The organism is Rubrivirga sp. SAORIC476, from assembly GCF_002283555.1.
Lineage (GTDB): Bacteria > Bacteroidota > Rhodothermia > Rhodothermales > Rubricoccaceae > Rubrivirga.
Genome location: NZ_MVOI01000003.1, coordinates 1960811 through 1981904, shown reverse-complemented (window position 1 = coordinate 1981904; position 21094 = coordinate 1960811). Strand labels below are relative to the sequence as shown.

Below are 21094 nucleotides of genomic sequence, written 5' to 3'. Positions count from 1 at the left end.
GCCGGAGACTACGCACCGGCCCGCCTCGGTGCCGAGGCGGAGCGGGTCAGAGGCCGAACCAGTAGGTCGCCTTGAGGAGGAACACGTTCTCGACTGGCGCGCGGAAGACCTCGCCGATCTCCTCGCCGATCCCGAAGCCGTCGTAGCGCGCCTCCTGGGTGCGCTGCTGCTGCCAGACGGCGAACAGCGTCGAGCCCGGGCGCCACTCCCAGCGCAGGACGGCGTTGCCGCGCAGCGAGCGGAAGTTGAAGTCGCGGTTGTCGAGCCGGAACGCCGCGCCACCGTCGCCGGGGTCCACGTCGAAGGCCACCACGGCGCCGTCCTCGATCACCTCGTCCACGGTGCCGCGCGCGACGCCGTACACGTCGAAGTCGAACGAGCCGGGCGTGCGGAACTCCTTGAGGTTGGCGAACTGGCCCGTGGTCACGAACGGCTGGGCGAAGAGCTGGAGCGTCAGGTCGGGCGTGAACGTCCAGTCGGCGCGGAGGCCGAGGTTGAACGACAGCTGGCGGATGTCGGCGAAGACGTAGCGCGTGCCGAAGGTGGACGCGGCGGCGGGGTCTGCGATGCGGTCGACGAACTGGTCGTTGTCGAGCTCCCAGCCCATCTCCGGCTCCAGCGAGATCGAGAGCGCGTTGCTGGGGCGGACCGTCACCTCGGCGCCGACGTAGCGGTCGTACTCGGCCGGGGCGCCGTCGTAGTCGTTGGCGAACTCGGAGCGGAGGCTCCCGAAGACCCCGCCGGAGACGACCCGGCTCTGGTCCGTCGACAGGCTCACGTTGATGCCGGCGTCGGTCGGTCGGGCGGCGATCGGGCCGCCGCGCGTGAGGCGGTCGTTCTTCTGCGGCCCCGTCGCGTTCACGTTCAGGTTCAGCGACCACTGGTTCTGGAACTGCGCGTAGGCGCCGCCGCCGTAGTAGTGGCCGATCAGGTCGCCGTCGAAGTTGCTGACGTAGCCGCCGTAGTGGAATACGCTGTAGCGGCGGAGCGGGGCGGCCTCGGACTGGCGACGCCCCACGAAGTAGTTGACCGACGCCACGTCGGCGCGGTTCTGGAAGCCCAGGTCGTTGACGTCGAAGCCGGGCGTGGTGGCCGCGGCCGTCAGCGAGGCGTCCCAGCTGTTCTCAACGCTGCGCTGGACGGACAGCTCGGTGTGGCCGCCTGCGAGGCTCGTCCGGGTCGGGTCGACGGAGAGGTGGTCGGCGTCGGCGCGCTGGAAGTAGCGCTGGGGGGCCTGCTGGAGGCGCGTGATGAAGGCCTCGCTGCCGTTGACCACGCTCGTCGCGGCGACGCCGCTGACGGACCACGTCCGGTCGGCGAAGCGGTGCTCGAAGTCGAGCCCGGCGAGCGTGGCGCTGGACGCCGTGATGGCGTCGAAGAAGCCGTCCGCCCCCATCCGCCGGGAGGCGTTCGTGACGATGCCGCCGACGACCGTGTTGCCGCCCCGGAAGTCGCGGCGGACGCGGCCGACGAGGTAGTTCGAGAGCGGCTCGACGGGCGTCCGGAGGGTCTCGCCGCCGACGGTGATGTAGCGGGCCTCCTCCTCCAGCGTGACCGCGTTCAGGAGGCCGACCGACCACGGGCCGATCTTGCCGCTGACCTTGGCCGCCGTCGCGATGGGCGTCTGGTCCGGCGTGTCGACGTAGGCGATGTCGCCGCCGCCGAGGCGCCGCGTAGGCGCGCGGCCGATGCGGCGCGAGTAGAAGAAGGTCGGCCGGAAGGAGACGTTGTTGGTGCGTGTGCCGCCGTACTCGAAGATGTCGACGCCCTCGACGAAGAACGGCCGCCGCTCCTCGAAGAAGTTCTCGAACTGGCTCAGGTTGACGACGGCGGGGTCGGCCTCGATCTGCCCGAAGTCGGGGTTGACGGTGGCCGTGAGCGTCAGGTTGGAGGACAGGCCCACGCGCGCGTCGAAGCCGACATTGGGGCCGAAGGAGTTCTCCTCGTAGAAGGGGTTCGCGGCGTCGCCCGGAGCCTGGGTGAGCTGGGCGAGGGCGTAGGGGACGATCTCGATCTGGCGCGGCGCGCGCTGCACGTCGAGGCCGTCGAGGCGACCGAACTGGGAGACGAAGCCGTTGGCGTCGGGCAGGATGGGCGCCCAGAAGACGTCCTCGCCGGTCGTCGGCATGCGGCGCTGGAACTGGATGCCCCAGACCTCGGGTCCGTCGCCGGTGCGGTAGCGGAGCTGGGAGAACGGGATCCGCATCTCGACGGTGTAGCCGGCGCCGTCGGGCCCGTCGAACCGCGCCGCGGCGCCCTCCCAGACGGCGTCCCAGCTGGAGTCCTCGTCGCCGTCGTTGAACATCAGAATGTCCTGCTCGACGTTGCCCGCCGTGACGCCGAAGTAGAAGGCCGTCCGGTCGTCGTCGTACGAGTCGAAGGCGACGGCGACGCGGTCGGAGCCCACGAACTCGTCGCGGCGGGCCAGCCGGGCGACCAGCGTGCCGGGGTCGCGGACGTAGCACCAGAAGGCGACGTAGAGCGCGTCGTCGCCGTAGAGGACGGCCGCCTCGGTGCGCTCGGTGGCCGGGTCGCCGGGCGCCGGGATGCGCTGCACGAAGTCGCCCGCGCGGGGCGCCGTGGCCCAGACGGGCTCGTCGGGGACGCCGTCGATGCGGGGCGCGGGCGCGTCGGCGAGGGGGAGGGTCCGGAGGGTCGGCAGGACGCGGAGCGCGGGCGCGGCGGCGGACTGGGCGAGGGCAGCGGGGGCGAGACAGGCCAGGAGCAGGCCGAGGCGGAGCGAACGGAGCACAGAGGCGACGGGGGTGGCGTTGTGCAAAGGACGGACGCCGCGGCCGGGGGTTACGCGAGATGCGAAATTTTTCGCACCCCGTCGGGAGGTCGGCAGCCCGAGCGCTCGCTACACGAGTGCGAGCCCGTCATCGAGGCGGGCCTGGTTCAGGTCGTCGAGCGCGGCGGCGTACACCCGGTAGTCGAACCGCAGCGTCACGTCTGCCGCCTGGGCCTCGCCGTCGAGGACGGGCCTCATCACATGGTAGTTGGTGAGCGCGAGATCCGGCCCGACGAGGAAGGCGGTCCCGCGGACGCGGCGACCGTCGGTGAAGGGCACCTCCACGCGGCAGACGCGCCCCTCGATGGCTATCAGCTTCTGGCGCCACACGGTCACGTCGATGAGGCTGTTGGTGGAATCGACGATCCGCTGGAGGCCCGTCGCGGGCGTCTCGGTGGCCGCGGGGGCCGGGAGCGCCGTCAGGCCGAGCGACTGGGCGAGCGCGTGGAAGGCGTCGCGGTCGGGCCGCTCGTTGAGCGCTTCGAGGATGAGTTCGTCGGCCCAGCACTCGGCGAGCGCATGCTTGACCAGTTCGAAGTACATCAGCCGGGTGCCCCCACTGCCGACGTACGTGTAGAGGCTCTTCCCGACCGCGTCTGGAGGAACACGTCCATGGTCCCCGGCATCGGGAACGAGGCCACGAGCGCATCGAGCAGCGCGTTGTATCGGGAGTTGGCGAGGTCGATGCAGGCCATCGGAGGGCGGGAGGTCAGTCGGCGGTGAGGAGAGCCCGGAGGCGAGGCGAGCGGGCTGGAGAGCGGAGGTCGGCGCGGACCTGCGCCACGCGGGGGTCTGCCCCCTGGTCAGACTCGAACGGCGACGCCGGGGCGGGCGCCACGAGGGCTGCCTTGAGGCGGTCGTAGTCGCGGGGCCGCGTGATGAGGTGGAAGAGGAGTTCGTCCCCGACGTCCTCCAGCGCGACCGGGACCGCCTCGGGCGCGACGCCGAGGAGGGCGGCGAGCGTGGGCGCGAGGCGGTCGGAGGCCTGAGCCTCGAACGGCCCGGCGGGCGCCGAAGGCGCGAGGTCGAACAAGCCCGCGGCCTCGGCCATCGGGTCGGCCTCGGGGGGGACCTCGTCGAGCGACTCGGCGGCCTCGAACGGGCTCGCAGGGGCCGGAAGGGGCTGCGTGAGAAGCCGCTCGGCATTCGCGATCCCGGCGCCGAACAACGAGCTGAGGTCGGCGGCCGGGTCGGCGGTCGCCGTGAGGAGGTGGCGGAAGACGCCCGGCAGGCGGCCCGGCCCGTAGCGGTCCAGGAGCGCCGCGCGCCCGTGGTACGAGAGCCACAGCGAGGCGAGCCCCGCCACGTGCGCCACCGCATACGAGGTGCCCGATCCCCGGCCGACGACGTGGGTCACTCCGTCGGGGGCAGGCTCGGTGCGGGCCCGCCACACCGACTCGCCGGGCGCCGACACTGTGACCGTCTGCCCGCGTGACGACCCCACCCAGGGGCCTCGCTCGACGTTGCACGCCGCGCACGCCACGACCTCCTCGTAGCGAGCCGGCCAGACCACCATCCGGACCTGATTGCCCGCCGCGGCGCACACGATCACTCCCTGCGTCTCGGCGTAGCGGACCGCCTCGCGAAGCCGCCGGGACCGCACACCGCCCATGCTGATCGAGATCACGTGGGCGCCGCGGTCCACGGCGTACTCGATGGCACGGGCGAGGCGGCGGGTACTCAGCAGGGCGACCGTCCGCGCGGTGCGGATGGGGATGAGCCGGGCGCCCGGGGCGACGCCGGAGACGGCGCGCTTACGCGGGTCGTCGGCGCCGAAGTCGGCCTGGGGGCCGTCTTTGCTGATGATGACGCTCGACGTCGAGACCCCGTGGCTGGGGTTCGTACCGACCCCGTCGTCGAGTTCGTCCTCGGCGTCGCGGTCGCCCCGGACGAAGTCGTACCCGAGGTCGACGAGGAGGTTGGCGTCGATCTCCGGATGGCGACGGTAGCCGGTGTCCGGGTGCCCCACCACGATGCCCGCCCCCGGCGGGGTCCCGTCGTCGAAGAGGGCCCACGCCTGACGCACGCGGAGCTGGTCGAGGGCCCAGTCAGGGTCGTCGCTGCCCGGGAGGTGAGGCCGCTCGCCCTCGGCCGCCTCGAAGGGGCTCGAAGGCTGGAGGGCCTCAGGGTCCTCGTACACCGAGACCACGAAGAGCGGCTCCGCGTAGGCGACGCCGGGCGTCGCGCGGAGGGCGTAGGTGCGCTCCCAGGCCTCGGCCTCGGCGAGCGGCGTGGCCGGACGCGTCAGCTCGAAGTGGCGGCCGTCGTCGCGGTAGGGCTCGGCGACCCAGTCGGGGCCGAGCGCGGGCGCCACGAGGGCAGCGACGGCGGCGGGGTCGGTCGGGGCGGCGGTCTCGATGGCAAAGGCCTCGAAGAGGGGCGCGAGCCCGGCCGGGGGCTCGGCACCGTCGGCCGGAGGAAGGCGGCCAGGGTCGACGGGCCCGAGGGCGCGGGCGGTCGCGAGCGGAAGCACGTGGTCGTCGCGGAGGGCGTCGAGCGAGCGCTCTTCAGAGGCGAGGTCGGCCTCGAACGCGTGCGAGGTCCGCTTCAGGGCCTCTCCGCCGAGGGCGCCGACCAGAGACTCGAAGTAGGCCAGTTCCTCCTGGAGCCGGGTCGCGACGCGGCGGCGGTCGGGCCAGGTCAGGTCGGGGGAGCCCGCAGCGGCGAAGATGGCCTGCTTCATGCGGGTGCGCCCGAGCGCGGGATCGCCCGCCTGGAACGCCTCCGCGGCCTCCCGGAACGGCTTGTCGATGGCCGCGAGCCCACTCCACGAACTCCGCTCCTCGCGCCGCTCGATCCGAAAGAGCATGTAGGTGAAGCCGTCGAGCGGGCGGCTCTGAGCGGCCGACGGCCCGCGGCGGAGCCGATCCTCGGCGACCCAGAGTTCGCTCGGGTCGAGCGTGCCCTCGTCGGCGAGCACGACCGCGACGTAACCCGCGCGGAGCCCATTGGCGCCGCCCCCACCGTCCGCGACGAACGTCTGGTGGAGGCCGAGGTGGAGGGCGCCGTCGGTGGCACCGAGGAGGTCCTCGACGGCGCTGGCGAGCGGGGCTGCCACGTCGAGGGCGGTCGACAGCTGGGGCACCTGCAGGAGATCGGCGAAGCGTCCCAGCGCGCCGATCAGCACGGCGATGTCGTTTCGGCCCTTCATGGCCAGCAGGCCCGCGGCGACTTCTAGTGAGCCGCCGTTGAACGGCACCAGCGGCGTCAGCGCGTGGTTGAGGTGGAGCACCCGGCCGACGTTGGCCTCGGCCATGTCGGGCAGCTTCAGGGGGCCTGCGATGTAGGGCAGCTCGACCTCGCCATCGCCGTACTGGAACCGCGTCAGGGCGTGAACGGCCGGGTGCCACTCGCTGAACCACGCCCGGTCCTTCTTCAGGAACATCTCGGTCAGCCACAGACGCACGTAGTCCTCGCGCGGCCGGATGGGGAGGTCCGGGTCGGGCGCGGCGAGCGTTCTCGCTGCGGGGATGGGCGCATAGACGAGGTGGCGCGCATCGCGATCGACGCGTCCTTTGAGCCAGTTCAGGAGACCCATGGTCGGAGGGAGAGAACGAGAACACAGAGCAGGTCCGATCGAGAGAGCGGGGTCCGCCCCACGTCCCGACTGTCGCAGAGGCGAACCTCTCCGATCATCGGTATGGTAGTGAAAGAGGAGCACATGTCCTTCCACCCTCTCGCACCCGGCGCCCTGTGAGCCTTGGTTTCTCACCGACGAGGACGGACCGGGGACCTCGGGGACCCGATGGCCGAGGACGGGCTCCAGCCTGCCCAGAGAACTGTCTGCGCCGGGGCCCGTTGCCTGCGCCCCTCTCCCCGTCCCGATGAGCGCGTTCGTCCGCCTCCAGAAGATTCTCCCTCAGCACCTGCTCTCCCGGGCGGCCGGGCGGCTGGCCGCCAGCGAGGGCTGGGTCCGCGGGCCCCTCATCCGCGCGTTCGCGCGGGCGTACGACGTGGACATGGCGGAGGCCGAACGGCCCGACCTGGCGGACTACCGGTCGTTCAACGACTTCTTTACCCGGTCGCTCGGCCCCGACGCGCGCCCCATCGACCCGGCGCCGGGCGCCGTCGTCAGCCCGGCGGACGGGGTGGTCAGCCAGACCGGCGTCGTCCAGGACGGGCAGGTGCTGCAGGCGAAGGGCATCCGCTACTCGTTCGAGGCGCTCGCGGGCGCCTGCGCCGACCCGGCGTTCGAGGGCGGGCCGTTCGCGACCGTCTACCTCTCCCCCAGCGACTACCACCGCGTCCACCTCCCACTGGCGGGGCGGCTGGTGCGGACGGTGGCCATTCCCGGCAAGCTCTTCTCGGTCAACGCGACGACTGAGGCGGGCGTGGAGGGGCTGTTCGCGGTCAACGAGCGGCTGGTCTGCGCCTTCGAGACGGACGCCGGGCGGATGCTGCTCGTGATGGTGGGCGCGATGATCGTGGCGAGCATCGAGACCGTCTGGGACGGCCCGGCGTCGCCGTACCGCGAGACGGTGGTGACCGAGCACGACCAGTCGTTCGAGGCCGGGGCGGAGATCGGGCGCTTCCTGCTGGGCAGCAGCGTCGTGCTGGCCTTCGAGCCGGGGCGCGTGCGCCTCGACGACACGCTCGCAGCGGGATCGGTGCTGCGGATGGGACAGCGCATCGGGCATGCGGAAACACCCGGTTCGGGCGACGCGCGGGTGTAGGCCGGAGCACGGGCCGACCTCTCGCGTTCCCGGGCTTTAGCACTCGCCCGCTGTCTGCTGGCCGACGCCCGAGACCCGTTCCGTGTCCTCTCGCTCCCGTACGACGCGGGTCCGGAGGACGTGCGCCGGGCTTTCCGACGGCTCGCGCGCCAGACGCACCCCGACCGCGGGGGCTCGGCGGAGGCGTTCCACCCGGTCCGCGTGGCCTACGGCGCGCTGGCCGCCGACCTCGACGGGGAGCGCCGCCGGTGGCAGGCAGCCCCGGTGGCTTCGAGCCGGGCGCCACGCTCTGCGGGAGGCCTGGACCCGCGGACGTTCCCGACGTGCACGGTCCGCTTCACGCGCTCGCGAGATGGCGTCCGGCGCTCGACGTATGCCACGGAGCGCCGACCCGAGGGCTGGCGACCGGGGGCGGCCCCGCCACCGGGCGGGACGTGCGTCGCACAGGTCGAGGCGTCGGGATCGGCGCCCGCCTTCGGCGTGTGGCGGGTGCCGCTGGACGAGCGGCGCTTCCGGTGCGTATTCGGTCCGCTGCCCGCGGGCGGGTGAGGCGGGACTACGCCGCCATCGCCACCCACGACTTGCACCAGCCACCCGGCGCGACCGGGCCAGGAAAGAGCTGGCAGCCGCCGCAGTCGGCCCCGGCGGCGGGCGCGTTGTAGAAGCGGCAGTTGGAGCACAGCTGCCCCGGCGTGGCCGACTTGTCGACGTACTCCAGGCTCGCCCGCTGCTGGAGCGCCGCGGCGTCGAGCGCGGCGTAGCCCTCACAGGAGGCCGCCGTCACGTCTCCGCCCCCTCCACACGCGGCGAGCATGGGCCCGACGCCCAGGACGGCACCGGCAGAGACGAGAAAACGACGACGGGAGACAGAGTCGGACATGACGACGGAGGAGAGTGACAGGAGCGAAGTCTACGGACGAGCGCGCGAGGCCGTGGTCAGGGCGCCCCTAAAAACCGGCCCCTGCAGACTCCCACAACTCGACACGGCTACCCGCGTCGGGTCGGCTGGGGAGCACGGCGCCGAGGGCGATGCGTGCTCCAGCGCGGCGGGAATGCGGGTTGGCAGGGAGGCCCGGCCCCGTCCGGCCTCCCCCCTTCCCCATCACTCGGAGGCCTTCGAGAACTGCTGGTCGAAGACGATGTCCGACGGCGGGAAGTCGACGCGCTTGACGAAGGCGGCCGCCTCGGCAGCGCCGTGCTCGCGGTCCATCTTCATGTCCTCCCACTCGACCGACAACGGGCCGGTGTAGCCGATGTCGTTGAGCGCGCGGATGATGTCCTCGAAGTCGATCTTGCCGCGCCCCAGGCTGCGGAAGTCCCACGAGCGGCGCGGGTCGCCGAACTCGGTGTGGCCGCCGAGCGTGCCCGCCTCGGTGCGCACGTCGGACCACCAGACGTCCTTCATGTGGACGTGGAAGATGCGCTCGCCGTGGTCGCGGATGAACCGCACGTAGTCGGCGTTCTGGTAGCCGAAGTGGCTCGGGTCGAAGTTGATGCCGAACATCGGGTGGTGGCCCATCGCGTCCAGCGCGCGCGCCCAGCTCGGCCCGTCGAAGGCGATCTCGGAGGGGTGGACTTCGAGGGCGAACCGCACGCCCAGCTCCTGCATCCGGTCGAGGATGGGCGTCCAGCGCCGCGCGGTCTCCTGGAAGCCTGCCTCGATGTCCTCGGGCAGGTTCGGCGGCCACGAGTAGAAGAGGTGCCAGATGGGCGAGCCGGTGAAGCCCGTGATCACGTCGAGGCCGAGCTTCGCGGCGGCCTCGGCCGTCTTGATGACCTCCTCGGCCGCGCGCTGGCGGACGCCCTCGGGCTCGCCGTCGCCCCAGACGTGGGGAGGCACGATGGCCTTGTGGCGGCCGTCGATCATCGCGTCCGCCACGGCCTGCCCGACGAGGTGGCACGAGATGGCGTAGAGGCTCAGCCCGTTGTCGGCGAGGAGCTGCGTCTGGGACTCCGCGTAGCCGTCCTCGTCGAGCACGCGGTGGATGTCCATGTGGTCGCCCCAGGTGGCGAGTTCGAGGCCGTCGTAGCCCCAGGACGCGGCCTTGGGCGCCAGTTCGGCGATGGGCATGTCGGCCCACTGGCCGGTGAAGAGGGTGACGGGGCGGGACATGGCGAGGAGAGAAATAGAGGGAGGAGGAATACGGGGTCTCGGCCTGTCAGCCCGCAGGGGCGCCCGCTCGGTCGGCCTCGGTGCCGAGACCGGCGGGGTCAGCCGGGCAGAAGACCGAGGCGGATGAGGTCGGCGCGAAGCGCCTCGGGGCCGGTGAAGTGGAGGCCGGTGAAGCCGAGCGCCTCCGCCCCGGCGACGTTGGCGGGCTTGTCGTCGATGAACACCGCCGTGGCCGGGTCCACGCCGAAGTCGGCGGTGAGGTGCCGGTAGATGGCCGGATCAGGCTTGGTGACGCCCTTCTGGCCCGACACCACGATGCCCTCGAACCAGTTCAGGAAGTCGAACCGCTCGCGGGCGATGGGGAACGTCTCGGCGGACCAGTCGGTGATCGCGTAGAGCGGCGTCCCGGCGTCCCGCAGCTCGCGGAGACTGTCGACGGTCCCGTGGATGGGGCCGCCCAGCATGTCGGGCCAATGGCTCCACCACGCATCGAGCCAGTCGGCGTGCTCGGGGAAGCGCGCCTTGCGCTCGGCGATGCCGTCGGCGAACGGCCGCCCGGCGTCGAACTGGCGGTTCCAGTCCGACGTGGCGACGTGGGCCAGGAAGTGCTCGATCTCGGCCTCGGTGCCACCGAGGTCGCGGTACGCGTAGCGCGGGTCCCAGTCGATCAGGACCGCGCCGAGGTCGAAGACGACGGTCGTAGGGTGCGGCATCGTGGCGCGGGCGGCTCGCCGCCTCGGTGGAGCCGTGAGGCGACCGAGGCAGGCGGGGTCAGGCAGTGGGCGGCGTGTAGCTCGCGTCCACCCAGGCCTCCTGGCGGCCGCTCTCCAGCGCCGTCAGGATGAAGTGAACGCCCCGGGCGCCGTCCTCGACGGTCGGGAAGTCGAGGTCGAGCGGGTCGGGCTCCTCCCCCGCCTTCCGGGCGGCGATGGTGCGGAGCGCGTTCGAGTAGACGTTGGCGAACGCCTCGTTGAACGCCTCGGGGTGGCCGGGCGGGAGCCGACTGGCGTGCGTGGCGGCCGGGTAGAGGTCGTCGTGCCCGCGACGGAAGACGCGCTCCTGCCCCTCCAGTGGATTGAAGACGAGCGCGTTGGGCTCCTCCTGGTTCCACGTCAGCGAGCCCTTGGTGCCGGAGACGCGCAGGCTGAGGTCGTTCTCGCGCCCGGCGGCGATCTGGGAGCAGTGGACGATGCCGCCCGCGCCGCCGTCGTAGCGGACCAGGATGTTGGCGTCGTCGTCGACGGCGCGGCCCTCCACGAAGGTGCGCACGTCGGCGCACATGCGGTCGAGGTGGAGTCCGGTCACGTAGGCGGCGAGGTTCTCGGCATGGCTGCCGATGTCGCCGAGGGCGCCCGCGCCCGCCTTCTTGGGATCGGTGCGCCAGGCGGCCTGCTTGCTGCCCTCGCGCTCGACGGGCGTCGCGAGCCAGCCCTGGCTGTACTCCGCGACCACCTTGCGGACGTCGCCGAGGTCGCCCGCTTCGATCATCGCGCGGGCCTGCTTGACCATCGGATAGCCTGTGTAGTTGTGCGTCAGCGCGAACGTGACACCGTGCGCGTGGACGGCGCGGACGAGCGCCTCGGCGTCCTCCAGCGTCGTCGTCATCGGCTTGTCACACACCACGTGGATGCCACGCTCGATGAAGGCCATCGCCGCCGGGAAGTGGAGCCAGTTGGGCGTCACGATCGACACCACGTCGATGCCGTCCTCGCGCTGGGCCTCCGCCTCGGCCATCTCCTCGAAGGAGCCGTAGGCGCGCTCGACGCCCAGCGTGGCCGCGTGCGCGCGGCTCTTGGCGGGGTCAGAGGAGAAGACGCCCGCGACGAGCGTCGCGAGGCCGTCCATGCGCATCGCGCGGCGGTGGACGTCGCCGATGAAGGCGCCGGGGCCGCCGCCGACCATGCCGGCGCGGAGGGGTCGAGAGAGAGACACGAGATCCGGGAAAGAGGGAACCCAGAGGGTACGGACGCCGACCCGCGCCCGTCCAGACTCAGGCCGCGTGGCGCGCGAGTTGGTCCTGCTTCGGTGTCGTGCCGACGTGCTCGCGGTAGACACGGATGAAGTGACTCACCGACCCGAAACCCACCGAGGCGGCCACATCCGTCACGCTCCGCTCGGGGTCGGCGAGGAGTTGCTTCGCGCGGTCGATGCGGAGGCGGGTCAGGTAGGCCACCGGCGTGATGCCGAACTCGTTGCGCCACGCCCGATAGAAGGTCGGCTCGGACATGCAGGCCGCCTCGGCGAGGTCGGCCACGCGGAGGGGCTCGTGCATCCGCCGTTTCGCGACCTCGGCCGCCGCCGCCAGGCCGTGCCGCGCCGCCTGCCGCTCGCTCTCCTCCAGCAGCAGCCGCCGCGCCTCTACGCGCAGCATCCGCACCACCAGCTCCTGCACCCCGAGGTCGATCAGCAGGTCCTTGTCGGGCGCGTCCTCCACGAACAGCCCGACGAGCTGGCGGACGGTGTGCTCGATGCCGGGCGTGTTCATGAAGTGGCACACCGCGTCGTCGTCGTAGCGCCAGTCGCCGGATTCTTTGGTTCGCGGCGCGGACTCGTTGAGGCGGGCGGCGACGGCGCGCACGCGGGCGCGGTCGATCTCGATGGTGAGGCACTTCGTCGGCGCGTCGTCGCTGGCGCCGGGGAAGTCGATCTCGATGGTCTGGCCGGTCGGCACGACGAGCGACTCCAGGGGCAGGAATGGGATCGCGAGTCCGGCGGCCGTGTGGACCACCTTCTTGCCCGTCACCATGCCGCAGTAGAGCGGGTTGTCGGCCGCGAGCGGCACGCGCTCGGCGGGGCGGACGGTGTCGTAGACGGAGAACGCGGCGTGCTCGGCGCCGAACGTGACGCGGTTCTCGACGAGGTCGGTCGGGGCGTGCTCGCGGCCGATGCGGTCCAGACGAGCGAAAAACGTCGATTCCATGGGCACGGTCTCCAGGCTTGACAGGATACCGGCACTTTACGAGAGGAGAGCCCGAGAAGTCCCCGGAAGCGCTCCCGAAATTCGAAGGCGACGCAAAGGGCTGTGCCCGACCGGCGGGCCGCCCCTCTCTCTGTTCCTCTCCTCCTCCCTCCCTCGCCATGGTTTACGACCGTCCGCAATTCAAAGAGCGCTACCTCAACTTCATCGGCGGCGAGTACGTCGAGCCGGTCGAGGGGCGCTACTTCGACAACCCCTCCCCCATCGACGGTCAGACCTTCTGCCAGGTCGCCCGCTCGTCCGACGCCGACGTGGACAACGCCGTCGCGGCGGCGCAGAAGGCGTTCGACGAGACGTGGAAGCACACCTCGGTCACCGACCGGGCCAACATGCTCCTCAAGATCGCGCAGATCACCGAGGACAACCTGGAGCACCTCGCGCTGGTCGACACCGTCGACAACGGCAAGCCGATCCGCGAGACGCTCGCGGCCGACATGCCGCTCGTGGTGGACCACTACCGCTACTTCGCGTCGGTCATCCGCGCCCAGGAGGGTGGCATCTCGGAACTCGACGAGACGACCGTCAGCATCCAGCTCCACGAGCCGCTGGGCGTCGTCGGGCAGATCATCCCGTGGAACTTCCCGCTGCTGATGGCGGCCTGGAAGCTGGCCCCCGCGCTGGCGGCGGGCAACTGCGTGGTCATCAAGCCCGCCGAGCAGACGCCGGTGAGCATCATGGAGTGGATGGACCTGATCAAGGACGTGGTCCCGGCCGGCGTGATCAACATCGTCCACGGCTTCGGGCCCGAGGCGGGCAAGCCGCTCGCCCAGCACGACGGCATCAAGAAGATCGCCTTCACCGGCGAGACGACGACCGGGCGCCTGATCATGCAGTACGCCTCGGAGAACCTCATCCCGATGACGCTGGAACTCGGCGGCAAGTCGCCGAACGTGTTCTTCGAGTCGGTGATGGACGAGGACGACGCCTTCTTCGACAAGTGCCTGGAGGGCGCGGCGATGTTCGCGCTCAACCAGGGCGAGGTCTGCACGTGCCCCTCCCGCATCCTGGTGCAGGAGTCCATCGCGGACAAGTTCATCGAGCGCCTCGTCGAGCGCGTCAACGCGATCACCGTCGGCAACCCGCTCGACTCGGACACGATGGTCGGCGCGCAGGCGTCGAACGACCAGTACGAGAAGATCCAGAGCTACTTCCGGATCGGCAAGGAGGAGGGCGCGCAGGTGCTGGCCGGCGGGGACGTCGCCCGGGCCGGCGAACCGACCCTGAGCGTCGCGGAGGGCGGCGGCACGGCCACGGCCACGGGCACCGCCGTCGGTGGCGACGGCGCCTCGGGCGACGGCATGGCGGGCGTCCCGGAGGGCGGCTACTACATCCAGCCGACCGTCTTCCGCGGCGACAACTCGATGCGCGTCTTCCAGGAGGAGATCTTCGGGCCGGTCGTCTCGGTGACCACGTTCAAGGACGAGGCAGAGGCCATCGAGATCGCCAACGACACGCTCTACGGCCTCGGAGCCGGGGTCTGGACGCGCGACGCGCACCAGCTCTTCCAGGTGCCGCGCGCCATCGAGTCCGGCCGCGTGTGGGTGAACTGCTACCACCTCTACCCGGCCCACGCTGCGTTCGGCGGCTACAAGAAGTCCGGCATCGGGCGCGAGAACCACAAGATGATGCTCGCGCACTACCAGCAGACCAAGAACATGCTGGTGTCGTACTCGAAGGACGCCCTCGGCTTCTTCTAGGACGGAGCGCGTGGAACGTGGGGACCACCCGACGCTCCACGCACGACGCCCCATCGCACCCTCGCCGGGGCCGCGCTCAGCGTAGCGCGGCCCCGGTCCATTTCCTCTTGCTCTATATGTCCACCCCCCGTGTCCTGATCACCGACGAGGCCGCCGCGGTCATCGACCAGCTCCGCGAGACCCACGGCCCGCTCATGTTCCACCAGTCGGGCGGCTGCTGCGACGGGTCCAGCCCGATGTGCTACGCCGAGGGCGACTTCCGCCTCGGGCGCTCGGACGTCAAGCTGGGCGAGGTCCACGGCGTGCCGTTCTACATGGAGAAGAGCCAGTTCGAGTACTGGAAGCACACCCAGTTGACGGTCGGCGTGAAGCCGGGGCGCGGGTCGAGCTTCTCGATCGAGATCCCGCTGGGCCTGCGCTTCCTGATCGACAGCCGCCTCTACACCGAGGAGGAGGCCGAGGCGCTGGCGCCGGTCGAGCGCGTGGACGCCTGAGGGCGCTACAGGAAGAAGTCGGCGAGGGCCGCCGCGACGGCACCGAAGAAGAGCGCGTAGCCCAGCGTCCGGCTCCAGGCAGGGCCGCCCCGGAAGACCCAGAACAGGAGCGCATTCGCAGCGGCGAACATCAGCTCCCAGGTCGCGGCCGCCGAGTCAGGCGGCTCGCCCGTCAGGTCCCGCACCCCGACGACGAGGAAGAACAGGGCGAGGACGGCGTACGTGCCGCCACCGAAGGAGGGACGAGGGGTGGCGTCGGGCATCGGAGAGGGAATGGCGACGGGTCAGCGCCCGCAGGACAGGGCCGCGGCCCAGCAGACGGCCCCGGCGAGGTGCGTGCGGAAGGCCGCCTCGGCGTAGCTCTCGGCCGTGTGGCCGAGCGCCGTGTAGACCGCCCGCCCGTCGCCAACGGCGTGAGCCCACGCGATCGGGTGGTCGTCGCCCATCGTGCCGCCCTCGTAGGTGGACTCGTCGAGGCGGAGGAGCACGTCGACGCCGATGGGCGCGGCGCGGAAGCTGTACCACTCGTCGGTGCGCGTCCAGCGAGCCGGGAGCCCGCGCGTGGCCGGATGGTCGGGGTCGACCACGTCGAGGGTCGCCTCCTGGATGGCCGGGTGGTTGTCGAAGTAGGCGCCCACGATCCGCCCGTAGCCCGGCCACTCGTACTCGGTGTCGCTCGCCGCGTGGACGCCCACGTAGCCGCCGCCGCCCTCGACGTAGGCCTCGAAGGCCGCCTCCTGGGCCGGACCGAGCACGTCGCCGGAGGTGCTCAGAAACACCACGGCCGCGTAGGTCGCCAGTCGCTCGGGCGTGAAGGCCAGGCTGTCGTCGGTGGCCTCGACGGTAAACCCGTGGGACGCGCCCAACTCGGTGAGCGCGGCCACACCATCGGGAATGGAGGCGTGGACGTAGCCGTTCGCGTTCGTGTAGACGAGCACGCGAGGGGCGTTGGTCGGGGGCGTCGCCGCGCAGCCACCGAGGGCCAGGGCGAGAGCGAGCAGGCGGAGCATAGGTACGGGACGGGACGAGTCCAGACTACCACCGACCGCGGCTCATCCGCGTCGAACCGCCAGCGCCAGCGGAACGGGTCGGTTTGTACTGCCACACAACACCGAGGGTGCTGTAGCCTGTTGCACGCGCCCCCGACCTCTCGATGCTCTTTCAGAACTCGTTCCGTGCCTGCGTGCTCGGTCTCGCTGTCCTCCTCCTCGCCGTCGCCCCGGTCACGGCCCAGCCGGATGGCTCGGTCGTCGCGTGGGGCAACAACGTCTACGGGCAGACGGATATCCCGACGGGTCTATCCGGCGTCACCGCCATCGCGGCCGGGCGCTTCCACACGGTGGCGCTCAAGGACAACGGCACCGTCGTCGCGTGGGGCCTGAATTCGCAGGGCCAGCTCAACATCCCAGCAGGACTCTCCGGCGTGACGGCCATCGCCGCCGGCCGGTACCAGACGATCGCTCTCAAGGACGACGGCACGATCGTCGCGTGGGGGAGCACCTCTCCCTCCCCGCCAGGCCTGTCCGGCGTCACCGCCATCGCGGCCGGCCGCTCCCACACGGTCGCCCTGAAGGACGACGGCACCGTCGTCGCCTGGGGAGGCAACGACTACGGGCAAGCGACGGTCCCGGCCGGCCTGTCCGGCGTCGTCGCCATCGCGGCCGACTGGCAGCACACGGTGGCGCTCAAAGCCGACGGCACCGTCGTCGCCTGGGGAGACGACACCTTTGGACAGGCCACGGTCCCGGCCGGCCTCTCCGGCGTCAGGGCCATCGCCGCGGGCAGCGCCCACACGGCCGCCCTCAAAGCAGACGGCACCGTCGTCGCCTGGGGTGGGACGTACGCCGGGCAGACCTCTGTCCCGTCAGACCTCTCTGATGTCGTCGGCATCGCAGCGGGCTCGGGCTTCACAGTCGCGCTGAAGAGCGACGGCTCCGTGGTCGCGTGGGGGGCCGACAACGAGGGGCAGGCGACACCTCCCAGCGGACTCCCGAGCGTCGCCGCCATCGCGGCTGGCTTCGAGCACACCGTCGTGATCCTGGGCTCCGCCACCGTCCCACCGCTGGCGGACGCTGGGCCCGACCAGACCGTCGTCGTGGGCCAGACGGTCGCGCTCGACGGCTCCGCCTCGACCGGCAGCGGCCCGCTCACGTTCGCATGGACGCTCTCGGGCGCGACGCTCGCCGACGCCGACACCGCGACGCCGTCCTTCTGTGCCGCCGCGCCGGGTACCTACACGGCCGTGCTGACCGTCGACGACGGCGCCGCAGTAGGTGGCCCGGACGACGCCGTCGTCACCGCCCTCTCCGCCGCCGACGCCCTCGACGCGCTCCGGACCAACCTCACGGCGCTGTTCTCCGACGGCACGCTCACCCGATCCCAGGCCCGCAACCTGATCCGCGCGCTCACACGGGCCCGCGCCATCCTCGTCCGCAACCAGACCGATCAGGTGCTCACCGCCCTCGGGTTCGTCGCCGACGAGGTGACCGCGCTCCGAGACCAGGGCGTGCTGACGGAGACGCAGGCGACGGCGCTGCTGGCACAGTCCGACGGGCTCACCGACGCGCTCATGGCTCCCTGTACCATTCCCGGGCCGACCGTCGGCCGCCGCGTGCTGGTCACCTCGTCTGAGGGTCTCCTCCAGGCCCCCCAGCCCAACCCGATGCGGGACCGGGCGACGGTGACCTTCACCCTGGCCGACGCTGGCGAGGTCCGGCTGGCCGTCTACGACGCGCTCGGCCGCGCGGTCGCCGTCCTGGCCGACGGGCCTGCCGATGCGGGCACGCACCGCGTGACGCTCGACGGCACGGCGCTCCCGACCGGCGTCTACCTCCTCCGCCTGACCACGGCGGACGGGCAGGCGGCCACGCAGCGGCTCACGCTCATCCGCTAGACACCGACGGGCCGGGGCGCACGGACGCCTCGGTCACACCGAGCAGCGCGCGATGGCGTCGGCGAGGGCCTCCCGCGGATCGCCGGTGGGGATGAACTCCTGGGCGACGAAGCCGGAGAAGCCCGCCGCGTCGAGCGCCCGCAGGATGGCCGGGTAGAACAGCTCCTGGCTCTCGTCGATCTCGTGACGCCCCGGCACGCCTGCCGTGTGGAAGTGGGCGAACGCGTCGAGGTGGTCGCTCACCGTGCGGATCACGTCGCCCTCCATGATCTGCATGTGGTAGATGTCGTAGAGGATCTTAAACCGCTCCGACCCGAGGCGCTCGACCAGTTCGAGACCCCACGCGGTCGAGTCGCCCATGTAGTCCGGGTGGTCCACCTTCGAGTTGAACAGCTCGATGCACAACGTCACGCCCAGCCGCTCGGCGTCGGGCAGGATCTGCTCGATGCCCCGCGCCATCGTCTCCAGGCCGGTGGCGTCGTCGAGGCCGTCGCGGTTGCCGGAGAAGCAGATCAGGTGGGCCCAGCCCGCCTCGGCGGTCGCGGCGAGCTGGCGGCGGTAGGCGGGCACGAGGGTCGCGTGATGGGCCTCGCGGTTCCAGCCTTTGCGGAGCGCGTCCTCAGCCTCCTCGGGGTGCGCCGTCATGGCGCACGTCAGGCCGTAGCGGTCCAGCGTCGGCGCGTCGGTGGGCTGGACGAGTTCGACGGACTCGATGCCGAGGTCGACGGCCACCTCGCACAGCTGCTCCAGCGGCCACTCGCCGAACGGCCACCGCGTGACCGAGTGACGGAACGACCGCGCCCCCGACCGACTGGCCGTGGGAGGCACCAGCGGGCCGGATGCGGCGACCGCCGCGGGCGCGCACCCGGCCAGCGGCAGCGCGGCGCCGGCGGTGCGAACGAAGTCTCGTCGGTTCATGGGACGGGTACGAGGTGCGGGGTACACGGTACGGCCTGACGCCAGACCCAGCGTTTCAGACGCGAGCCTACCCGGCCCCTCCTACCCGGCCCCCTCATCGCAGCGACTCGACATAGGCGACGCTCTCGCGGGCGAAAGCGAGCCCGTCGCCGTCCGGCGGGAAGTCGGCCTCCAGGAAGGCGTGCTTCAGGCCTGCGGTCTCGCTGGCGGCGAAAACGCGCGGCCAGTCGACGATGCCGTCGCCGACGACGCTCTGCGTCATCTCCTCGCCCGTGCCAGTGCCGTCCTTGACGTGCCACAGCGGGAATCGGCCGGGGTACATCTCGAACAGGTCGACGGCGTCGTGGCCCGCCACCGTGGACCAGAAGATGTCCAGTTCCAGCGTGACCAGCTCCGGGTCGAGGCGCTCGACGAAGTCGAAATAGGCCGGCCGGTCGGTGCCGAACGTGTCGAACTCGAAGTCGTGGTTGTGGTAGGCCAGTTGGACGCCCGCCGCTTTCGCGCGCTCCCCGAAGCCATTCAGCAGGTCCGCGAGGCGGAGGTAGCCGTCGCGGTCGGGCCGCGCGTCCGGCGGGAGCCACGGGATCACGAAGTAGTCGTGGCCGACCGTCGCGATGGTCTCCAGGGCCGTCTCGAAGTCGGGCAGCCCCGCGTTCGCCATCGACTCGGACGACGCGACCACCTCCGACACCAGTTGGTGGGCCGAGGGTGTGGTCAGGCCGAGCGTGTCGAGGACAGCGGCGAAGTCGGCCGGGTCACGGTCAGCGTAGCCTGCCGTCTCCACCTCGCCGATGCCGACGCGCGCGAGCGTCTCCAGGACGCCGTTGACGTCACCAGGAAGGATGTCGCGGAGGGTGTAGAGTTGGATCCCCAGTTCGGCTGGGATGGGCGCGGTCCGGGCAGCGGCGAAAGCACGGGCGGCACCGGGGCCGAGCAGCGCGCTCACCGCGGCGACGGCGCCCGACTGGCGCAGGAAGTGGCGACGATTCATCGGTGATGGGTGGTGGAGAAGGAGGGGCGAAGAGGCGTCGTCGGCGAGGGTGTCCATCGGCAGAACCCTTCGCGCGTCCCCCCTCGCTCGTCATGCAGGGAGCGCCCACCCCTCGCGGTATGCCCGCGTCAGGATGGAGGCATCGTGGTTGGTGACGGTACCGTCGGGCGCGACTGAGATCGGATGGCCCGCGCTCATCGCGGCGACGCCGAGGAGCATGATCTCGTTGAGGTGCGCCGCGTAGTCGAAGGGACAGGAGATGGCCTCCGTGCCCTGGATGGCGCGGATCCAGTTGCCCTCGTGACCGCGGATGCCGTCCTGGATGCGCGGAAGTGACACCGGGACTGCCGCGGCCTCGGCCTCCAGGTCGAGGTCCGGCGCGGCCGGGAGAAAACGCGGGTTGGTGCCGTACGTCTCGTGGATCAGCAAGCCGCGCTCGCCGATGAAGATGACGCCCCCGTTGGGGTCGAGCGTGAAGCCCTCGGGCGCGTTGGCGGGCGTCGGCGGGAGGAGGCCGCCGTCGTACCACGTCATCTCGACCGGCTGCCCCGCGTCCGCCATGCCCGCCTCGGGCCCGCAGCCGTCGAAGTGGTAGCTGGTGACGGTCGCGAGCGGATAGGTCGCCGGGGCGTCGCGGTCGCCGCCCCACGGCGTGTGGCGCGTCTCGACGCGGCTCGGGCGCGGCAGGTCGAGCGCCCACACGGGGAAGTCGACGAGGTGCGCGCCCATGTCGCCGAGCGAGCCGACGCCGAAGCCGACCCACCCACGCCACCCGAACGGGTGGATGCCGGGGCGGTACGGCTGCTCGGGGTTGGGCCCGAGGTACACGTCCCACGGGAGGTCGGCTGGGACGGGCGCCGGGTCGGTCGCGGGGACGCCCTGCGGCCACCAGCCGTTGGGCCGGTTCGTCCAGGACTGGACGGCGCGGACGGGCCCGAGCACGCCCGCGCGGACCATCTCGACCACGCGGCGGCCGTCGTCGCCCGAGTGGCCCTGGTTGCCCATCTGCGTCACGACGCCCGTCTGGGCCGCCTTCGCGGCCAGACGCCGGCTCTCGTCGACGGTGAACGTCAGCGGCTTCTGACAGTAGACGGCGAGCCCGCGGTCCATCGCCAGCAGCGCCGCGAGCGCGTGGTGGTGGTCGGGCGTCGCGATCACGACGCCGTCGAGGTCGTCCACCCCGGCGAGCATCTCGCGGTAGTCGGCAAAGCGGGCGGCGCCGTCGTAGGCATCGCGGAGGGCGGCCCCGGCGGCGCGGCTCCCGGGGTTGTCGGACCCGAGGCGGCCCGAGACGGCCTCGGCCACCCGGCCCATGTCCACGTCTGCGATCGCCGCGATGCGGACGTCGTCCATCATAGCCAGCGGCGCCGCGTTGGAGGCGCCCATGCCCCCGGCGCCGATGATGCCGACGGCGACCGTGTCGCTCGGGGCCACGAAACCGACCCCACCGAGCACGTGCCGCGGCACGATGAGGGGGGCGACGGAGGCCGCGGCGGCGGTGCGGACGAAGGAGCGGCGGTGCATGGAGGTACGGGGTATGAGGTACG

General features: G+C 71.7%; 19 protein-coding genes. 5 read left to right on the top strand and 14 right to left on the bottom strand.

Annotated elements, in window-relative coordinates; genetic code table 11:
- Positions 1-46 precede the first annotated feature (46 nt).
- The 4 genes from B1759_RS10060 to B1759_RS10050 form a co-directional block, all read right to left on the bottom strand.
- Positions 47-2752 (bottom strand): DUF5916 domain-containing protein, encoded by a 2706-nt coding sequence (locus B1759_RS10060; RefSeq protein WP_095514873.1) that lies wholly within the window; start codon positions 2750-2752, stop codon positions 47-49.
- A gap of 108 nt (positions 2753-2860) precedes the next feature.
- Positions 2861-3334 carry a hypothetical protein gene (locus B1759_RS10055; RefSeq protein ID WP_095514872.1) on the bottom strand — a complete coding sequence of 158 codons (474 nt, stop codon included), beginning with the start codon at positions 3332-3334 and terminating at the stop codon, positions 2861-2863.
- Entirely contained in the window at positions 3334-3486 is a 153-nt protein-coding gene (locus tag B1759_RS19680; RefSeq protein ID WP_158225203.1) for a hypothetical protein, read from the bottom strand. The genes B1759_RS10055 and B1759_RS19680 overlap by 1 nt, the downstream gene beginning before the upstream one ends.
- Before the next feature lie 14 nt (positions 3487-3500).
- On the bottom strand, positions 3501-6329 hold the full coding sequence (locus tag B1759_RS10050; RefSeq protein ID WP_095514871.1) for a S8 family serine peptidase: 2829 nt from the start codon (positions 6327-6329) through the stop codon (positions 3501-3503).
- 286 nt (positions 6330-6615) lie between these two features.
- Between B1759_RS10050 and asd the strand changes: the two genes are divergently transcribed.
- Together asd and B1759_RS10040 are read left to right on the top strand one after the other, a co-directional pair.
- A complete protein-coding gene (gene asd, locus B1759_RS10045) occupies positions 6616-7464 on the top strand; it encodes an archaetidylserine decarboxylase (protein ID WP_095514870.1) in 849 nt (282 codons plus the stop codon).
- 54 nt (positions 7465-7518) lie between these two features.
- The gene (locus tag B1759_RS10040; RefSeq protein ID WP_095514869.1) at positions 7519-8013 is read left to right on the top strand and encodes a DnaJ domain-containing protein; all 495 of its coding nucleotides are present in this window, start codon (positions 7519-7521) and stop codon (positions 8011-8013) included.
- 7 nt (positions 8014-8020) lie between these two features.
- Here the strand turns inward: B1759_RS10040 and B1759_RS10035 are convergent, their stop codons facing one another.
- The 5 genes from B1759_RS10035 to B1759_RS10015 form a co-directional block, all read right to left on the bottom strand.
- The gene (locus tag B1759_RS10035; protein WP_095514868.1) at positions 8021-8344 is read right to left on the bottom strand and encodes a high-potential iron-sulfur protein; all 324 of its coding nucleotides are present in this window, start codon (positions 8342-8344) and stop codon (positions 8021-8023) included.
- A 222-nt stretch (positions 8345-8566) separates the two neighbouring features.
- Positions 8567-9577 (bottom strand): sugar phosphate isomerase/epimerase, encoded by a 1011-nt coding sequence (locus B1759_RS10030; RefSeq protein WP_095514867.1) that lies wholly within the window; start codon positions 9575-9577, stop codon positions 8567-8569.
- Positions 9578-9675: 98 nt separating this feature from the next.
- A complete protein-coding gene (locus B1759_RS10025; RefSeq protein WP_095514866.1) occupies positions 9676-10290 on the bottom strand; it encodes an HAD family phosphatase in 615 nt (204 codons plus the stop codon).
- 58 nt (positions 10291-10348) lie between these two features.
- A complete protein-coding gene (locus B1759_RS10020) occupies positions 10349-11509 on the bottom strand; it encodes a Gfo/Idh/MocA family protein (RefSeq protein WP_095514865.1) in 1161 nt (386 codons plus the stop codon).
- Positions 11510-11567: 58 nt separating this feature from the next.
- Complete coding sequence (locus B1759_RS10015) at positions 11568-12497, bottom strand: helix-turn-helix domain-containing protein (RefSeq protein WP_095514864.1); 930 nt, start codon at positions 12495-12497, stop codon at positions 11568-11570.
- 158 nt (positions 12498-12655) lie between these two features.
- On the opposite strand from B1759_RS10015, the gene B1759_RS10010 reads away from it, so the two are divergent.
- Positions 12656-14251: an aldehyde dehydrogenase family protein gene (locus B1759_RS10010; protein WP_095514863.1), complete on the top strand. Its 1596-nt coding sequence runs from the start codon at positions 12656-12658 to the stop codon at positions 14249-14251.
- A gap of 116 nt (positions 14252-14367) precedes the next feature.
- Positions 14368-14745: a DUF779 domain-containing protein gene (locus B1759_RS10005; protein ID WP_095514862.1), complete on the top strand. Its 378-nt coding sequence runs from the start codon at positions 14368-14370 to the stop codon at positions 14743-14745.
- Positions 14746-14750: 5 nt separating this feature from the next.
- On the opposite strand, the gene B1759_RS10000 is transcribed toward B1759_RS10005, so the two are convergent.
- Both B1759_RS10000 and B1759_RS09995 read right to left on the bottom strand, forming a co-directional pair.
- The gene (locus B1759_RS10000) at positions 14751-15008 is read right to left on the bottom strand and encodes a hypothetical protein (RefSeq protein ID WP_095514861.1); all 258 of its coding nucleotides are present in this window, start codon (positions 15006-15008) and stop codon (positions 14751-14753) included.
- Between the two features lie 21 nt (positions 15009-15029).
- The gene (locus B1759_RS09995) at positions 15030-15755 is read right to left on the bottom strand and encodes a ThuA domain-containing protein (protein WP_095514860.1); all 726 of its coding nucleotides are present in this window, start codon (positions 15753-15755) and stop codon (positions 15030-15032) included.
- A 143-nt stretch (positions 15756-15898) separates the two neighbouring features.
- Here B1759_RS09995 and B1759_RS09990 point away from each other — a divergent pair, with 143 nt between their 5' ends.
- Positions 15899-17638 (top strand): PKD domain-containing protein, encoded by a 1740-nt coding sequence (locus B1759_RS09990; RefSeq protein WP_095514859.1) that lies wholly within the window; start codon positions 15899-15901, stop codon positions 17636-17638.
- A gap of 33 nt (positions 17639-17671) precedes the next feature.
- Here B1759_RS09990 and B1759_RS09985 read toward each other — a convergent pair whose 3' ends face one another.
- The 3 genes from B1759_RS09985 to B1759_RS09975 all read right to left on the bottom strand — a co-directional run bounded on the left by B1759_RS09985 (position 17672) and on the right by B1759_RS09975 (position 21071).
- Positions 17672-18556 (bottom strand): hydroxypyruvate isomerase family protein, encoded by an 885-nt coding sequence (locus tag B1759_RS09985; RefSeq protein ID WP_095514858.1) that lies wholly within the window; start codon positions 18554-18556, stop codon positions 17672-17674.
- A gap of 94 nt (positions 18557-18650) precedes the next feature.
- Positions 18651-19547, bottom strand: a complete 897-nt coding sequence (locus B1759_RS09980; protein WP_158225202.1) for a sugar phosphate isomerase/epimerase — start codon at positions 19545-19547, stop codon at positions 18651-18653.
- Between the two features lie 90 nt (positions 19548-19637).
- Positions 19638-21071 (bottom strand): Gfo/Idh/MocA family protein, encoded by a 1434-nt coding sequence (locus B1759_RS09975; RefSeq protein WP_095514856.1) that lies wholly within the window; start codon positions 21069-21071, stop codon positions 19638-19640.
- Between the last annotated feature and the right edge of the window lie 23 nt (positions 21072-21094).

What these genes read in the sequence shown, in the direction of transcription:
- B1759_RS10030 (WP_095514867.1), bottom strand. Translation starts at nt 9,577, where the DNA reads ATGTCCCGCCCCGTCACCCTCTTCACCGGCCAGTGGGCCGACATGCCC.
- B1759_RS10005 (WP_095514862.1), top strand. Translation starts at nt 14,368, where the DNA reads ATGTCCACCCCCCGTGTCCTGATCACCGACGAGGCCGCCGCGGTCATC.
- B1759_RS10050 (WP_095514871.1), bottom strand. Translation starts at nt 6,329, where the DNA reads ATGGGTCTCCTGAACTGGCTCAAAGGACGCGTCGATCGCGATGCGCGC.
- B1759_RS19680 (WP_158225203.1), bottom strand. Translation starts at nt 3,486, where the DNA reads ATGGCCTGCATCGACCTCGCCAACTCCCGATACAACGCGCTGCTCGAT.
- B1759_RS10015 (WP_095514864.1), bottom strand. Translation starts at nt 12,497, where the DNA reads ATGGAATCGACGTTTTTCGCTCGTCTGGACCGCATCGGCCGCGAGCAC.
- B1759_RS10010 (WP_095514863.1), top strand. Translation starts at nt 12,656, where the DNA reads ATGGTTTACGACCGTCCGCAATTCAAAGAGCGCTACCTCAACTTCATC.
- asd (WP_095514870.1), top strand. Translation starts at nt 6,616, where the DNA reads ATGAGCGCGTTCGTCCGCCTCCAGAAGATTCTCCCTCAGCACCTGCTC.
- B1759_RS09975 (WP_095514856.1), bottom strand. Translation starts at nt 21,071, where the DNA reads ATGCACCGCCGCTCCTTCGTCCGCACCGCCGCCGCGGCCTCCGTCGCC.
- B1759_RS10055 (WP_095514872.1), bottom strand. Translation starts at nt 3,334, where the DNA reads ATGTACTTCGAACTGGTCAAGCATGCGCTCGCCGAGTGCTGGGCCGAC.
- B1759_RS09995 (WP_095514860.1), bottom strand. Translation starts at nt 15,755, where the DNA reads ATGCTCCGCCTGCTCGCTCTCGCCCTGGCCCTCGGTGGCTGCGCGGCG.
- B1759_RS10035 (WP_095514868.1), bottom strand. Translation starts at nt 8,344, where the DNA reads ATGTCCGACTCTGTCTCCCGTCGTCGTTTTCTCGTCTCTGCCGGTGCC.
- B1759_RS10025 (WP_095514866.1), bottom strand. Translation starts at nt 10,290, where the DNA reads ATGCCGCACCCTACGACCGTCGTCTTCGACCTCGGCGCGGTCCTGATC.
- B1759_RS09980 (WP_158225202.1), bottom strand. Translation starts at nt 19,547, where the DNA reads ATGAATCGTCGCCACTTCCTGCGCCAGTCGGGCGCCGTCGCCGCGGTG.
- B1759_RS09985 (WP_095514858.1), bottom strand. Translation starts at nt 18,556, where the DNA reads ATGAACCGACGAGACTTCGTTCGCACCGCCGGCGCCGCGCTGCCGCTG.
- B1759_RS09990 (WP_095514859.1), top strand. Translation starts at nt 15,899, where the DNA reads ATGCTCTTTCAGAACTCGTTCCGTGCCTGCGTGCTCGGTCTCGCTGTC.
- B1759_RS10000 (WP_095514861.1), bottom strand. Translation starts at nt 15,008, where the DNA reads ATGCCCGACGCCACCCCTCGTCCCTCCTTCGGTGGCGGCACGTACGCC.